The 16,476-nt window shown below is 42.6% G+C and carries 11 protein-coding genes; 10 read left to right on the top strand and 1 reads right to left on the bottom strand.

Annotation, left to right across the window (positions count from 1 at the left end; all coding sequences use genetic code 11):
* Positions 1 to 314: 314 nt before the first annotated feature.
* The 7 genes from QL982_RS02685 (at position 315) to QL982_RS02655 (ending at position 9,614) form a co-directional block, all read left to right on the top strand.
* Entirely contained in the window at positions 315 to 638 is a 324-nt protein-coding gene (locus tag QL982_RS02685; RefSeq protein WP_290163849.1) for an H-NS histone family protein, read from the top strand.
* A 229-nt stretch (positions 639 to 867) separates the two neighbouring features.
* Positions 868 to 1,695: a type II secretion system protein N gene (gene gspN, locus QL982_RS02680; protein ID WP_290163848.1), complete on the top strand. Its 828-nt coding sequence runs from the start codon at positions 868 to 870 to the stop codon at positions 1,693 to 1,695.
* Positions 1,696 to 2,595 carry a type II secretion system protein N gene (locus QL982_RS02675; protein WP_290163847.1) on the top strand — a complete coding sequence of 300 codons (900 nt, stop codon included), beginning with the start codon at positions 1,696 to 1,698 and terminating at the stop codon, positions 2,593 to 2,595.
* Between the two features lie 138 nt (positions 2,596 to 2,733).
* Positions 2,734 to 4,971 (top strand): type II secretion system secretin GspD, encoded by a 2,238-nt coding sequence (gene gspD, locus QL982_RS02670; RefSeq protein ID WP_290163846.1) that lies wholly within the window; start codon positions 2,734 to 2,736, stop codon positions 4,969 to 4,971.
* Between the two features lie 735 nt (positions 4,972 to 5,706).
* Entirely contained in the window at positions 5,707 to 6,645 is a 939-nt protein-coding gene (locus tag QL982_RS02665; RefSeq protein ID WP_290163850.1) for a TatD family hydrolase, read from the top strand.
* A gap of 278 nt (positions 6,646 to 6,923) precedes the next feature.
* Positions 6,924 to 7,793, top strand: a complete 870-nt coding sequence (locus QL982_RS02660) for a tRNA threonylcarbamoyladenosine dehydratase (protein ID WP_290163845.1) — start codon at positions 6,924 to 6,926, stop codon at positions 7,791 to 7,793.
* Positions 7,794 to 7,814: 21 nt separating this feature from the next.
* A complete protein-coding gene (locus QL982_RS02655; RefSeq protein WP_290163844.1) occupies positions 7,815 to 9,614 on the top strand; it encodes an ATP-binding protein in 1,800 nt (599 codons plus the stop codon).
* A gap of 398 nt (positions 9,615 to 10,012) precedes the next feature.
* On the opposite strand, the gene efp is transcribed toward QL982_RS02655, so the two are convergent.
* The gene (efp, locus tag QL982_RS02650) at positions 10,013 to 10,585 is read right to left on the bottom strand and encodes an elongation factor P (protein ID WP_290163842.1); all 573 of its coding nucleotides are present in this window, start codon (positions 10,583 to 10,585) and stop codon (positions 10,013 to 10,015) included.
* A gap of 160 nt (positions 10,586 to 10,745) precedes the next feature.
* Here efp and epmB point away from each other — a divergent pair, with 160 nt between their 5' ends.
* From epmB to QL982_RS02635, 3 genes are all read left to right on the top strand, one after another.
* Positions 10,746 to 11,753, top strand: coding sequence for an EF-P beta-lysylation protein EpmB (gene epmB / locus QL982_RS02645; protein ID WP_290163840.1), 1,008 nt, complete (start codon positions 10,746 to 10,748; stop codon positions 11,751 to 11,753).
* A 383-nt stretch (positions 11,754 to 12,136) separates the two neighbouring features.
* Positions 12,137 to 13,912, top strand: a complete 1,776-nt coding sequence (locus QL982_RS02640; RefSeq protein ID WP_290163838.1) for a hypothetical protein — start codon at positions 12,137 to 12,139, stop codon at positions 13,910 to 13,912.
* Between the two features lie 475 nt (positions 13,913 to 14,387).
* Entirely contained in the window at positions 14,388 to 16,475 is a 2,088-nt protein-coding gene (locus QL982_RS02635) for a GGDEF domain-containing phosphodiesterase (protein WP_290163836.1), read from the top strand.
* Position 16,476: the final 1 nt, after the last annotated feature.

Below are 16,476 nucleotides of genomic sequence, written 5' to 3'. Positions count from 1 at the left end.
AATAATTTTATGAAAAATTGTCTGGTTTTAAATGAATAAATTAAGACTGGTAACAAATGTTTAAAGAAATAGTGACTTACGTGTTTAGCATGATTGTCGACTTATTTTATTTATATCAGATACAATGAGCTTTTTTTATTATATATTTTCGTTTAAACTGTTCGCTTTTAAATTTATTAGCAAACAATGTTTATTGGAATTAAATCATCTCATAAATGGCCTTAACTATTCATGAATGATTTGCAGACCAGATTTCTCGATGAACCATAATGCCTCTATAGAGGTCACACTTTTAACTTACGGTTGGATTTACTATGAGCAAAAATAACGCAATTGATTTAGAAAACTTAGACGTCGATGAACTGCTAGCCATCACTGAAAACGCCCAGCAGCTTATTGCTAAAAAACAACATCAGCGTTTGTATGATGCTTATATGCAGTTCGAAAAAATTGCAGAAGCCAGCAATGCAACTATCGAAGAGATTTTGAAAGCGGGTGAAACGTTAGAGAAAAAACGTAGCATCAAGTATCGCAACACTGACAACAATGAAGAAACGTGGACTGGCCGTGGCCGTAAACCAACGTGGTTGGTTGAAGCGCTAGCAGCAGGTCGTGATATTGAAGACTTTGCTATTTAATTAGACTGTTTTTTATAGCCTGACAAGCGGTGACTTGGCTAAAAAATCCTATTTATAATGGGGTGTTTATGACTATTTAACGATAGATAAAGTCACTTCTTAGAAAACGAAAGCCAGTATCTTTATTGCCAATATTTTGGCAAAAAGATACTGGCTTTTTTTCTGTCATCTATATGCCATTGTTTGTTATGATAATGGCGTTTTTGTCTTATATAAGAGTTGTGCAACTGTGCCCCAAATATCTGAGTTGTCTCATAAACGTCCCCGTAGGCTTTGGTGGCTGATTGGGTTTGTGTTGTTTGCGCTCTTTGCTGTCCTGCAAATGCCAGCAGCATGGCTACTTGAGAAGTACGCGCCCGATACGCCTTATGTGCAGCATGTGTCTGGTAATTTATGGCAAGGTGCGGCTATTTGGCAACTGCCTGTGTCCTCTTCCTCGCTCACAGGCATGGCGGAATGGTCATGGCAGCCTTGGCAATTGTTTATGGGCAAGCTGGGTGCAGATGTCGATATTCATTCAGCACAGACAAGGCTGAATGGGCAAGTCAAACTGGGTCTGAATTCATGGCAAATTGACAATATGAGTGGAAAAATTGCCCCTGAGACGTTGGCGCGTGTGGTCGACTGGCAGCTGCCCAATACACCCATTCAGGTAAACAATGTATCACTAAAGCGCCAGTCTGGTGTCAATGAGTCATCTGATGGCGAGCCTGCTAATAAAGCCGGTGGGTTTAGTGCAGCAGATGGTCAGTTGACTTGGGTTGGCGGTGAGGTGGGTTATCCTAGTGGTGGTAAGGTGTTTTATATCACCATGCCAGCCCTGCGCGCTGAACTCAGTACCGAACAAAAGAACAAACAAAACTTGCTACATATCAACTTATTGAATAATCAAGACAAGCGCTTGGGAGACCTGTATATTGATGGTGATAATATGCTAGACGTTAGTTTGACGCAGCGTCTACTAGAAAACATGCCTGAATATAAAGGGCAAGCACCCCAAGATACGCCAGTCGTCAGTGTGCGACAGCCACTGTTAAGTGGGCTGGGGACACGCTAAATGATGAACGTTGCTACCACCCTAAAACCTGTACTCAACACGCTCAATCGTTTTTCAGGTTGGCTATTATTGTTCGCCATTGCTTGGCTATGTTGGACCGCTGCTCGACTGTTATGGCTACTGTTAGCAGCGCCTTTAGCACCTGCATTGCCGATTGCGCCTTTACAAAATAGCGCCAAGTCGACCAATGATGCCAGCGGATTATTTGCAATATTTTCGGATCCTGATCCTATCACTGCCGCCGTTCAACCACCTCCTAATATTGAGCTTAAGGGTGTCTTGCTCGCCATACCTGAGAGCATGTCCTCCGCATTATTGAATGTCAATGGCGAAGTAAAAAACTACCGAATCGGTGATGAGCTAAAAGCCAGTGATTATACGCTCGTGGCGGTGGATTGGAACTCGGTGGTCATCGCTGACGTCAGTGACAAACAAACGGTCATCAAAATGCCAGAGGCCATGTCATTAGACCAAAGCGATATGCTAGCGAGCGGTATCAGTAATCCGCGCTTGCCAAATAATAATAGCATGTTGCCTACAGCGCCTCAGCCACCACAAGCTAATGTAGCTGAGCCAGAAGGCAGCAGTGATGAAAGCAGTCCACAATCGGCGATTGGAGAAGCTGTCACGGCCTTGCAAGACAACCCTGCCAGCTATCTGAGTAAAATGGGGGTAATGGCATCTGGAGAGAGCTATCAAGTCACAGCAGCGATGCCTGCCAAACTGCGTAATCGTCTAGGACTTGAGCCAGGCGACAAAGTGCTGACCGTCAATGGCCAAAGCGTGGGCAATAATCCTACGCAAGACGCCGGCATACTCCAGCAAGTACAGCAAGCAGGTGAAGCGCAGATAGAGGTGCAACGTGGTGAGCAAGTCATTACGATTCGACAGCAGTTTTAGGATGTGTCCTCACTTTTAGTCCATTTATATGACTATCATTTGAATTGAAGACACGGCCTAGTAAGGTGAATTTTTAGCAAAGTTGCTCGTTAAAAACTCAGTACATAGTAAGCAATATCACTGTAGGTAATTATCAATATGGTAAGTTTTCAAAATTTTTCAGTCACGCCTTTGTACCGTATCCTGCAGCGTGTAATGCGACTGTGCCGTCCTCTTTGTTTAGTCGTACCATTGTGGGCTGCCAGTGCAGGTCTTGCGAGTGCAGAGAGCTGGAAAGTCAATTTGCAAGATGCTGATATAAAAGCTTTTATTAATGAAGTAGCGACCATCACCGATCAAAATTTTGTCCTTGATCCACGTATCAATGGTAACGTCACGGTCATCTCTAATAAAGCCTTATCTCGCGATGAGATTTATCAGCTATTTTTGAGTGTGATGCAGGTCAATGGTATCGCCGCGATTGATTCGGGAACGACGATCAAACTGGTGCCAGACAATGTTGCCAAGCAATCTGGCGTGGCTGTTGATCTACGCGGTGATAGCGTCGGTGAGTCGCTCGCCACGCGGGTCATTTATTTGACCAATACCCAAGCCGCAGAAGTGCTGGGTGTCATCCGTCCATTGATGCCGCAGTCGGCTCATGCGGCCGCTGTGCCTGGTGTCAATGCACTGGTGTTGTCAGATCGAGCAGACAGTCTCAATCAGCTGACAGCCCTCATCCGTGATTTAGATAGCAATGTAAATGACAGCTTGCAAGTGATACCACTACGTCACGTCGATGCCGAACGTATGATGGAATTGATTAGCGCCTTAGTCGCAAGTGCTGGTAGCGGGCAAGCACAAGGTGGCAACAATCAACTCAAAGTCATCGCCGACACCTCGAGCGATAGGCTGTTGGTCAAAGGCAGTCCTGAAATGATTGCCAAAGTCCAAGAAATGGTCAATCAATTGGACACCACGCCGACCAGACGTCTAAGTGGTCTACGTGTCTTTCGCTTAAAATATGCTAGTGCTGGTCATATCGCCGATATGCTACGTGGCCTACTGGCCAACCAATCGATTAATAGTGCTGGCGCGACCTCGACACTAGAATCCGCTTCTCTAAATGATGCAAGTACGACAGGCTCGGCCATTAATAGTGCAGCCACTGGTAGTGCGGGTAGTAATACAGCCGCTGTATCTACGAGCAGTACAACCGGAGCAAGTACAGGGGTGGGTGGTCGCCCGTTCAGTATTATCGCTGATGAAACGCAAAATGCCGTCATCGTCAATGCAGCACCCGAGCTAATGTTTGAGATTGAAGATGCGGTCAACCAATTAGACAGTCGCCGCGCACAAGTATTGATTCAAGCCGCCATTGTCGAAGTCTCAGGTGATGATGCAACCCAGCTGGGCGTTCAGTGGGCTTTGGGAAATGCCAATAGCGGGTATGGCGTGGTCAACTTTAACAATGTGGGTGCTAGCGCGACAACAATCGCCGCCGCCGCTTTAGCTGGTACAGCAGGTGTTAGCGCCGCTGCCAGCTCTATTGCTGGTGCATTGATAGGCATCGGAGACAGTCGAAAAGACAGTCAGGGTAACACGGAGTTCTATGGCGCTATCTTACAAGCGCTTGATTCTTCTACCAGTGCCAATCTGTTGTCTATGCCATCGATTCTGACATTGGATAATGAAAAAGCCAGTATCTTGGTTGGTCAAAACGTGCCTTTTGTTACAGGCTCTTTCACCACCAGTGGCAACAATTCAAACAACCCATTCCAAACGATTGATCGCCAAGATATTGGTATCAACCTTAATGTCATTCCGCACATTGGTGACAATGGCACCGTACGTTTAGAAGTGTCGCAAGAAGTCTCATCAGTCGTACCAGGCAGTACGGGTAATGCCAGTGGTTTGATCACCAATAAAAGCCTTATCAACACGACCATCCTAGCGGATGATCAGCAGACAATTGCTTTAGGCGGACTGATGCGTGATAACACCACCACCCGTCAACAGAAAGTCCCAGGTTTGGGTAATGTCCCTGTTATTGGCAGACTGTTCCGCTCTGACAATGACACGACTCAAAAAAGCAACTTGATCATATTTTTGCAGCCAACTATCTTACGTGATGGTGGCGCGGTAGCGAGTATTACTGAACGCAAATTTAATCAAATGCGTGTGCTGCAATTGGTCATCGATAAAAATGGTACGATCAAACAACTGCCCTTGAGTGGTACGGAAGGTTGGAATGGCGATGTCAGTACAGATTATGAGTTAATGCCGCTCAACCCCCTTATTCCTAAACGTGATCAAGCACCAAAATCTACTTCTCAAGGTTTCACCAAAGTGGATAGCCCCAATAATAGTCTCACGACCTATCCTTTGAATCGTTAAAAAATAGGACACGGCCTAGGCCGTGTCTTCAATTCACTCGATAGTCATCTAAATGGGCTAAAAATGGCTAAATCTTGCCAAACATCGTCAAATAGCTGGCTAATATCCCGATATTATCTGCGCTATTTTTCTTTTGTAACGATAATTTATCTCATTTTTATCACCATTTTTGAAATGAAGACACGGCCTAATATAAATAAATGTACGATATGATAAATAAAAGTCATATCGTACATTAGCTTGCGTATTCATAACACAGATAAACACAGCAGCTGCTGTATTTACGTATATTAGATATTAGCGAATGAATAAGTTACCTATTATGTTTTCCTTTATGAAAAAATCAGAAATTGGTTCATTTGCCGTTTACGGTTCAGAGTGAGGACACGTCTTAAAATGATGAATAATAAAAAGACAAGAAAATGGCTTTTTCTAAGTGCCGCTGCGACTGCTTTGTTACTGATTCCTAGACGTAGTAGTCGAAAGACTGGTATGAAAACAGACAATAGCCATAATATAGAATCTGAGAGTAGTCACACTAACCGTGATCATATGGATGAGAGTAGTAAGTAAAAGATAGAAAATTAATGCGCTCATGACAATAATCAGTAAATTTCTTGTTCAACAGACCCTAAAGCCCATTTCTTAAAAACTCATTTTTGGAGTTTATCAATGTCTGATAACGAGTCAGCGATGATAGCTGAAAAAACGATCGTTAGAGAAAATCTAGACAAAATGTATCCTCTTATTGATACACATACGCATTTTGATGCACCAGTATTTGACGATGACCGAACACAGCAGGTACAGCAGGCTTATGCTCAAGGCATTCGCCACTTGGTACTAGTTGGTTATTTGCATCAGTATTTTGCGCGGATGTATGACACTCAGCGTTCCGTTAACTATATAACGCACCTTTCTAATACAGCCTATAATGATCCAGATAAATGCCATATCAACGCTCATATTGCGCTAGGCTTACATCCTTTTTATATCGAGCAGCATACTGAAGATTGCTTAGTACAACTGGAGAAAATGGTCATTGATCGTCGTCCATTGGCCATTGGTGAGATTGGATTGGATACTTTTACCGATGCGATGAAAGCGCCTGACACATTTGCTAAGCAAGTGCGATTTTTTAAGACCCAATTAGATATAGCAGTGACTCATCAGCTGCCAGTCATGCTGCACATTCGTAAAGCACATGCCGAAGCGCTCGCAATATTGAAAACGCATAAATATAATGCGCATAAACTGGGCGGCATTGCCCACAGTTTTAGCGGTGGTGAGCAAGAAGCAAAAGCATTCGTTAAACTTGGCTTTAAACTTGGCGTTACGGGTCAGATTACCAATCCAAATGCTAAAAAACTGCACCGCGCGATTCAGGCCGCTGTCGATAGCTATGGTATCGAATGTTTGGTCATTGAGACTGACTGCCCAGACATGACACCCATCATGTGTCAGACCTCAAGTGGCTATCATTTAGCACTTGAGCCAACGTCAAATGATAAATTTGATAGTGCCCATTCACATAATAGAAATGTGCCCGCCAATTTGCCGTGGGTATTATCGAGCTTGAGTGAGCTATTAGAGGTGTCACATGCTAAACTTGCTAAACAGTTATGGCAAAATAGTTGTGATGCCCTAAAAGTAGACTGGGCTTATCCAGTATAATGATACTATTTATAGAAAATGATAGAAAAAATCAGTTTATAGGAAAATCAGCGTTGTCATTAGGGAATGTTTTCAATGCATTCGATCGTCATCTAAATGGCCAAACATTGCCAAACAGCGGGTTAATATCCCGATATTATCGGCGCTATTTTTCTTGTTTGACGACAAGTTATCTCATTTTTATCACCATTTTTGAAATGAAGACACATCTTAGCCGCCAAAAAACCCCAGCCGAAAAAATAACAACCAAGATATTTGAAAAGAGAATTTGACCTGTTATGAGTGAAACACAACAATTTGAGCAGCTGGACTCTATCGAAAATGCTGTCGGACGAGATGAGGCAAGCCAAGAGAGTGAGCAATATGACCGCCGTTTTCAAGGGACACGGACACTCTATGGCGCAGCAGCGGTTGATACCTTTGCGGCAGCCCACGTTTATATTATTGGCGTAGGAGGCGTGGGTTCTTGGGCAGCAGAAGCGTTGGCTCGAACAGCAGTGGGAACGATTACGTTGATTGATTTGGATGTGTTGGTTGCTTCTAATGTCAACCGACAGTTGCCGGCATTGGACAGTACCTTTGGTCAAAGCAAAATTGAGGCAATGGCAACACGTATCAAAGAAATCAATCCCGCCGTAACGCTGAACTTGGTAGATGATTTTTTGACCGTAGAAAACGTTGCCGCGCTCTTACCAAGTCGTGATGCAGCAAAATCTGCCATAGCGCAAGGCGAGCCGATTGTTATTTTGGACTGTGTAGATGATATGAGTGCTAAACTAGCGATAGCGCTACATTGCCGTTTTAATAAACTAAAGTTGGTATGTGCAGGTGGTGCAGGTGGTAAGATAGATCCAAGCCACATTAGAGTCAGTGATTTGCGTGATTGTTATCAAGATCCGCTCCTAGCCAAATTACGCAATAAATTACGCCACGAAAAAGGCATTAATAGTGCCTTAAAAGAAAAATTTGGTATCAAGTGTGTCTATTCAACAGAACCACCGATTGTAGATAAAAGCTGTCAAACAGGTGGTTTACAGTGCGGTGGTTATGGCTCAGCAGTGGTCGTCACGTCAGTGGTCGCGATGATTATGGTGAGTGAAGCATTACAATTATTGATAAAACAGATGAGTAGTAAGTCAGCCGTCTGATATTATTTAATGGAGTTTACCTTGTCTATATCTAACTCACCCAAACGTAGCTACCCAGTAGCGGTAGATGAATTAGAGCGTATCAACAAGCTAAAAAAATATCAGGTACTTAACGAGGATGACGAGCCTGCATTTGATCGGCTAGTGGCACTTGCAGAGCTGTTTTTTGATGTGCCAGTGGTGACGATCACTTTTATGGATGATGAAACACAATACTTAAAACCAGCCTGCAAATTCAATAATGAGTCTGACAGTATATGTAAGACATCACGTGACATCGCTTTTTGTAATTATACAATACTGTCTGACGACGTGTTCATAGTGCCAGATACATTAGAAGACAGTCGTTTTAGCCAAAATCCACTAGTGATAAAGTCACCATACGTACGGTTTTATGCTGGTGCGCCAATTATTTTACATGAAGACAGTAAAAGTTATCGCCTAGGCACTTTGTGTCTGATGGATACCAAGCCTAATCATTGTTTTACTGAGCAGCAATCAACGATATTAGCAGAATTTGCGAAGATGGCAGCCGATGCTTTGCAGCTACAAGATAAGCAACGTGATGCCAAATATGCCAATGAAATGAAATCGAGCTTTTTGGCCAATATGAGCCATGAGATTCGCACACCGATGAATGGCATTATTGGTATGGTAGAGATGTTGGGTGAGACCGAACTCAGTAGTGAGCAGCGAGACTATGTAGATAATATCAAAGTCTCCAATGAGCATCTGATGGTCATTATCAATGGTATTCTGGACTTATCAAAAGTAGAGTCTGGAAAAATGACAATAGACTCGATTCCAGTGAATTTATCTACCTTATGTAATGAGGTGGTTAGCCTGTTTGCTATCAAGGCGCGCCAACGAGGGCTGACCTTAGATTATCATTATACTGAAACGTTATCGGCTTATGTAAAAGGCGATCCTGTACGCCTTAAGCAAATCATAGCAAACCTTGTGAATAATGCGATTAAGTTCACTCGTGAAGGCGGCCGGGTCAGTATCGATGTGAAGCATATGAACAATTGCTACTATTCAGATGGCAAAGACGACAATGCTGACACGACTCACAAGCGCAAAGTACATAAAAAGCCAGATCACGAAGCTGGCCAAAACATGACGCTGTGTATAGAGGTGAAAGATACGGGCGTCGGTATCAAAGCAGAGTCATTAGAGGCGATATTTGACGCTTATGACCAAGCAAACAAATTTACACATCGTATTTATGGCGGTACTGGGCTTGGGCTTTCTGTTTGTAAATCTTTGGTCGATTTGATGGGTGGCCATATTCATGTAAATAGTGAAGTGGGTGTTGGTACGACCTTTAGTGTCTTTTTGCCGTTACCCACTATTGATGAAGACAAATACGAGACATGGCAAGATTCTAATGATATGGCAATGATAGAACCCAGTCACGAACGAGCGGGTCATATATTGTTGGTCGAGGATGATGCTGTCAATGCAATCATTGCCAAAAAAGCACTGACCAATAGTGGTCATACCGTCACACATGTCACTGATGGTCAGCAAGCCATCGAGATCTTTGCTTTGTCCCCTGAGCGTTACGATGTCATATTGATGGATCACCATATGCCTATTTTGGATGGTGTACAGGCGACTATTAAACTGCATGAGCTGTATGACCCTCAGCTGCTACCGCCTATCATTGCCTTGACTGCCAATGCAATGGATGGCGAACGCGAGAAATATTTGAAAGTTGGGATGCAGGATTATTGTACCAAACCCTTTAAGCAAGAGCAGTTGAGTGCCTTGGTACAGTATTGGTTGATACAAAAGCAATCACTAGAAGAAGAGTAAGTGGCTAGGGCGTGTCCTCAATTCACTCGATAGTCATCTAAATGGGCTAAAAATAGCTAAATCTTGCCAAACATCGTCACAGAACTCTAAAATGGGTACAAGGCAGCCGACTGCAGATTGTACAATTAGTACATCTAAGGAGGGTAACGCCGTAGCGGTTTAGTAGTTCACCGACTATAGCTGGTTAATATCTCGATATTATCGGTACTGTTTTTCTGGTTTGACGGCAATTTATCTCATTTTTATCACCATTTTTGACATGAAATCACGCCCTAGGGTATATGGCTATAACCTCGACTAACAGGTACAAAAAAAGCTTAACCGTTGATATAGCGGTTAAGCTTTTTTATGGATGATAGAGACATCAATATCAGCTATCAATCATATTTGCCGTGAGATTAGTTCACGCGAGTTTGATAATCACCAGTACGAGTATCGACACGTACAATTTCACCTTGCTGAACAAATAATGGTACACGTACTACCGCACCTGTCTCTAACTTGGCTGGTTTACCACCACCACCTGAAGTATCACCACGTACACCAGGATCTGTTTCGGTGATTTGTAATTCAACAAAATTAGGCGGCGTCACTGACAATGGACTACCATTGAATAGAGTGATGGTACATAGAGCATTACTGTTTTCTTTTAGCCATTGTACTGAGTCGCCCATTGCTGTTTTGTCCGCTTGGATTTGCTCAAAACTTTCAGGGTGCATAAAATGCCAAAACTCGCCATCGTTGTATAGATAGTTCATTTCAGTATCCATCACATCAGCCGCTTCTAGGCTATCACCTGATTTGAAAGTTTGCTCCAATACTTTACCACTACGAAGATTGCGCAACTTGACACGGTTAAAGGCTTGACCTTTACCAGGTTTGACAAACTCATTTTCAAGAATGGCACAAGGGTTGCCATCAAGCATGACTTTTAGACCAGCTTTAAATTCATTAGTAGAAAAACTTGCCACAAGAAACTCCTAGGGGTTGTAAATATAATAGTAAGATATAGGGCTGACTGTACCAAAATTTTCTGTTATGCCAAGTATATACGGATTAACGAGGATACTTTGATAGGCTAGACACTAAGGGCGTATAATATCGGATTTTGGGCACAGGTAGTAGGCTGTCATGATAAACCATTTAATCACACAAAAAAACTGGCAAACGCAATTATCGGAAGCCATTACATCTGTTGATGAGTTGCTAAGCCTGCTACAACTTGAATCAATGCGTGCAGAAGTTTATGTGCCTAAGCATTTTGAACTGCGTGTGCCGCGTGGCTTTGTGGCAAAAATGACTGTTGGCGACCGTAATGATCCCCTGCTTAAACAGGTGTTGCCAGACCAACAAGAGCAAATCAACGTCACGGGCTATGTAGCAGATCCGCTAAGCGAAAACACGCAAAATCCTGTGAAGGGCATGCTACATAAGTATCAGTCGAGAGTATTGTTGACGATTACAGGCGCGTGCGCCATTCATTGTCGTTACTGCTTTCGCCAGCATTTTGACTATAGTGCCAATATGCCTACTGCGGATGCCAAAGAAAATATCATCAACTATATTGGTGGACATCCTGAAATTAATGAGGTGATTTTAAGTGGTGGTGATCCACTAAATGTGACCAACCGACGTTTATTTGCTTGGTTAGACACTTTGGAATCCCTGCCGCAATTGACCACTATTCGGCTACATACTCGCCTACCATTGGTGATACCAGCGCGATTGGACGATGCATTGTTAGACAGGCTGTCTCAGAGTCGTTGTCATATCGTAATGGTGATTCACTGTAATCATGCTAATGAGATCGATGCTGTAACATCGGAGTATTTACAACGTGTTCGAGCTGCTGGAGTTACTTTATTAAACCAAGCGGTTTTGCTAAAAGATGTCAATGATAATGTTGAGATTCAAACACAGTTAAGTCAGCGTTTGTTTTCATGTGGCGTGTTGCCATATTATTTGCACGTATTGGATAAGGTGGCTGGCGCTGCGCATTTTGATAGCGATGAGACGTCGGCAGTTACTCTTTATTGGTCATTACTAGCAACATTACCAGGCTATCTCGTCCCTAAATTGGTAAGAGAGCTGCCAAATAAACCTTTTAAAGTGCCGATTGATATTTACAGCAGGGCTTAATGTAGGGCATTATACGCTTTTGGAAATTTTAGCAAACAAAGAGTGGCTATTGGAATATAGATTGCCCGTATTTTTGGCAAAAAAATCCAATAGAGATGCTTTTTATGAAACATAAATATCTATATCATGAAAAAAGCATATAGAATATCAGTACGCAGATGGATCACATAGTATGTGACGATGGATATAGAGCTCTATAGATATAGGGCTCTAATAGTATTCATACCTTGTTAATGTATACCACTAGATTACGAATCATAGTCAATAAATGTCATGATTCTTCTATGATTAACCTCAAGAAGCACTCTTTATGCATGGCATGAATTTGTATTACTGCATAGTTCGGACTGCCTCAAAGTTACCAATAATGAGTAGGGATACTAATGATAACTTTATCGATGTTTCAAGCGCATTTAAATGCTACAGCGCCATTGCCGCCCTCAACAAGCCGCTCAGTGAATGGTCAAGAGCGCTATTTGCTGAAACTACTGACGACACTACCTTCACAAACCCAAGCGCAGCAAATAGAACATCTAGAACGCGTACTGACAGTATTACGCAAGGCCAATATAGATGAGGAGCAACGTCTCAAGCTGATGGCAAAGGTAATCGATGCTTCAGGTCGATTGATTGCTACTCTTAGGCAGCACTACATTTATGAGACAGGCGTGCTTAGTCAGGCTCAGATGAATTATGTTGCTCATATACAATCACTACATTATCTCATTATCATGGTCTACGATAGAGTGATACGTCATGAAACTCAATGGTCGGACAATCAGTTAAAACCTTTTTCTGGTAAAGGCTGGCAGCGCTATTTTGGCACTGACAGAAAACCTTCTAGTATCATCGCTATCGCCGCGTATCAATCGCTACTGAGGTATCAAAAGCTATTGGCTGAAGAGGCGCTTTGCTATCAAAAACCGTCAAATTATCTTTGGTCTAGAGTCAACCAACTGTACTACTTGGCTCATCAAAACGGGGTAGTTGATATTGATTTGAGTATATACACTGCTACCCATCAGGCGCACAGTATCCATCAACTATATTGCCAAATCTGCCTACAGCATTTATTGAATTTGCGAGCCATGAGGCGTCCCAATATCTTACTAGTGCAACGATTGTTACCTGAATGGTCTAAGCACATGATTGCGACCATAGAGCCGGCCACAGAGACACGGGTATACGTTGATTTGAATAGCAATAAGCCACCAAGCTATTTGACGGCTAACTCTACTATCAATCCCTATGAGGATCGTTATGATTGCCTGTTTATAGAGTTAACGCCGATGGTTCTATACTTCAACTCACGTAAGCAAGCCTTTCTTGAAGAAGAGAGCACAGGAATAGAATATAGCTTACTTAATATCATCTCGATGATCATCAGTTACCGCTATTTACAGCCACCACTGACATTGCCAACCAAATATAGTAGCAAGCAAAGTGCAGAATTAATTACTGGCTTCAATGATATTCATTACCATGTTGGGGACTCAAAAAGTTTTGGCAATATCATTGCTATGAAAGATCTGCGAGAAGAGGAACGACCTCTATACAATACGTCTGATAAAGAGCGAGATCACGATAACGCACTAACCATCGAGACGTTTGAAAATCATGACAATTCATCACTCTATCGCATACTACGACTGTTACCAAAAGATGGCGCGCTCAATACAGCCGATATAAGCAAAGAAAGCATTAATGAAGATGGTATTACCAAGCAAAGTATTAGCGTAGAGGGGTCTGATCCTGATTTTACGACGACTGCACCGCCGCCATTACATATCATGGGCCTGATTTTGGTCTATCGATCTGCTAATGTGGTGCAACCTGATTGGTCAATAGGTGTGGTACGCTGGATCAATCTGGACAGCAAAAACCCAGAAGTGGAATGGCAAATACTTGGACATCAGCTTGTGGCATGTGGACTGCGTTTGGAAGGCGATAAAACACGGAGTCGCCATTTTGTGCCAGCGTTTATCCTTGGTAAAGATGACCAGCTACAAACTGTCGGTACATTGATCGTGCCGCCTGCTTATTTTCAGGTCGATGATAGAGTGGTCATGCGCATCGGTAATAAACAAACTTCTTTACGGTTGGGGCGTAGGCTGATGATGACTGATGAGTTTAGTCAGTATGAGGTCGTGCAGCTATAATTTTTAGCATTTTTATCAAAACGTAGGTAGCTCGTGCTGTAGAGAAATCAGTATGCAGATTTTTGTTTATAAAATTTAGATAATGAAGGGTAGAAGTTAACCTGCAGCTGGTTGAATTATTGTCTATAATGACGGATATTGTTACTCTAATTTCTATGATATCTCTAGGGCGTGTCCTCAATTTGAATAATAACGGTTAAATGGGTTAAAAGTAGCTAAATATTTGCCAAACTGCGCCACGTGGCTGGATATTATCTGTACTACTTGTCCTGTTTGGCTGCAATTTATCTTATTTTTATCTCCATTTTCAAAATGAAGACACGGCCTAACAATAAAATAATCATCTTAACCAAAACTCAGTCAATACAATAAGATTCTCTGAGCTTAATCCTAGTGTTGTTTTCGAGCTAGGTTAATTTTGGCAAAAAGATAAAGTATCAAAATAAAAGATGAAAATACGACTAAAAGGCTCCTTATGCGCAATCAATCCATCTTAAATTTATTGGTGATCAACGACGGTCAGCTCTATGCGGAACGTCTTGTGCAGTTACTGGGTTCTTACTATGACAGTGTGAATTTGGGTTTCTTAGATGATAAAGAAGAGCTACTGAAACTATTGCGCCAACCATGGGATGTATTGGTGTTTGGTAAAGCTTATGATATGAGTTTTACGGACGTGGTCAATATAGTGCAAGAGCAGGATATTGATCTGCCGATGATTTGCCTGATGAATGAAGATATCGCGACGACTGCTTGTAATGATGAGGGGCTCCCTGCTGTCATTAGTGGCACGATGATTAAAGCGCTCACCGTTGATCAAGAGATGCCAGTCGTCATGGCGATTCGTCTACAACACAGTAGTTTGCGCAGTCGTCGTGAGCTAAAAACCTTACGCCAAGTGCTCTCTGAAGCAGAACAGCGCGCCAATGTATTGATTAAGAACTCAAAAAGTGCGGTTGCTTATATAGATGAAGGCATTCATATATTTGCCAATGATCCCTATCTTCAGCTATTCGGTTTTAAATCGATGAATGAAGCCGTCGGTGTGCCTATTATTGACCTGATTTCAGGTGGTGATAATGTCAAAGGGTTCAAACAGTTTTTGCGTCAATTTGGTAAAGGTAGCCGCCAGGAAGTCGAGTTCAATTTTGAAAGTATACGTACGGATGGCAGCACCTTTGAAGCAAAATTACAATTGGCCTCCGCAACGTTAGAAGGCGAGCCTGTTACTCAAATTATTATTCAACAAAATAATAATAATAGTGCAGAGGTTGCGAAGCGCCTAGCGGAAGCCGAGCGTAAAGACAATTTAACAGGTCTGGATAACCGTCGCGGCTTTGAAGAGCAGATGGTCATAGTGCATCAGGAGGCAACGCAAGGACTGTTGACGGCAGGATTGCTATATGTACAGCTTGATAACGTGGGTAAAATAAGAAGCAGCTTAGGCCTACAAGGTATAGATTCGACTGTCAAGCAAGTGGCTTATACGATAGATGAGCTGGTATCTGATGGGCATGTGAGTCGTTTCAGTGATACCGCCTTTATGATCATTGTAAAAAACAAAACGGTCACTGAGCTGAAAGAGCTCGCTGAGCTTATGGGTACGCGCATCAAAGATATGTTTATTGAAGTAGATAAACGGACAACGAGCACGACAGTCAGCACGGCTATCGTCAAAATCGAAAAGAATACGGCAGAGCCGAGCATTATCTTAGAACGTGCTATGGATACTATGAGTCAAATCATGGTAGAGACATCCAACAGTGGTGGGTCTTACCATATCTACGACCCAAGCGAGCATGCCAATAGTGATGATCACGCGCTTGCTGAGTCTTTGGTAGATGCGATTGCCAATAATCGATTTGAGCTATCTTTTCAGTCGATATATGACATCAACAATGACCGTAGTGATTTTTTTGAAGTATATCTACGGTTACCACTGTCAGATGCGGACAATACCATATTGACCCCTGATCAGTTTATGTCGGTGGCTAAAGCGCATAAATTACTAGAAAAGATAGATCGATGGGTGCTTATCAATGCGTGTAAAAAAATAAATGACCTACGCAAAACCCATCCTGAAGCCAGATTGTTAGTGCAATTGACCAGCGCTTCATTGGTGGATAAAAAGCTGCCGATTGTGGCGAATCAATTGATCAAAGCAGTGGGCGGGGCAGCTGGTGTACTAACGCTACAGTTCAATGAAATAGACGTCTCTGATCATTTAACCGTCGCGAAATCTCAGTTTTTTGCGCTCAACGAACTTGACTGTCAAATAGGGATTAATAACTTTGGGTCTTCTGCCAAATCGATTGAAATTGCCAATTTTGTACAGCCAGATATGGTACGCTTGGCGCGCAGTTATGTCCAAGACATTAGTTCAGCAGAAAATCTAGAAACAGTTAAATCAACTATCATGCGAACCAACGAAGTCAAAGTTGATGTGCTCATGCCTTATATTGAAGATGCAGCGACGATGTCTGTTGCTTGGAGTGTGGGCGCGCGTTATTTGCAAGGGTATTATTTAGAAGAACCTAGCAACACCATAAAGGTCGCGAGTTAAA

Origin of the sequence: Psychrobacter sp. 5A.1 (genome assembly GCF_030407455.1) — a bacterium.
Classification (GTDB): Bacteria; Pseudomonadota; Gammaproteobacteria; order Pseudomonadales; family Moraxellaceae; genus Psychrobacter.
Note: the sequence above shows the minus strand (reverse complement) of the source record. Positions and strands in the feature narration are given on the sequence as shown.

Excerpts from the sequence above, each read along its gene's own strand:
- QL982_RS02685 (WP_290163849.1), top strand. The coding sequence starts at position 315 with ATGAGCAAAAATAACGCAATTGATTTAGAAAACTTAGACGTCGATGAA.
- QL982_RS02675 (WP_290163847.1), top strand. The coding sequence starts at position 1,696 with ATGATGAACGTTGCTACCACCCTAAAACCTGTACTCAACACGCTCAAT.
- gspD (WP_290163846.1), top strand. The coding sequence starts at position 2,734 with ATGGTAAGTTTTCAAAATTTTTCAGTCACGCCTTTGTACCGTATCCTG.
- QL982_RS02665 (WP_290163850.1), top strand. The coding sequence starts at position 5,707 with ATGTATCCTCTTATTGATACACATACGCATTTTGATGCACCAGTATTT.
- QL982_RS02660 (WP_290163845.1), top strand. The coding sequence starts at position 6,924 with ATGAGTGAAACACAACAATTTGAGCAGCTGGACTCTATCGAAAATGCT.
- epmB (WP_290163840.1), top strand. The coding sequence starts at position 10,746 with ATGATAAACCATTTAATCACACAAAAAAACTGGCAAACGCAATTATCG.
- QL982_RS02640 (WP_290163838.1), top strand. The coding sequence starts at position 12,137 with ATGATAACTTTATCGATGTTTCAAGCGCATTTAAATGCTACAGCGCCA.
- QL982_RS02635 (WP_290163836.1), top strand. The coding sequence starts at position 14,388 with ATGCGCAATCAATCCATCTTAAATTTATTGGTGATCAACGACGGTCAG.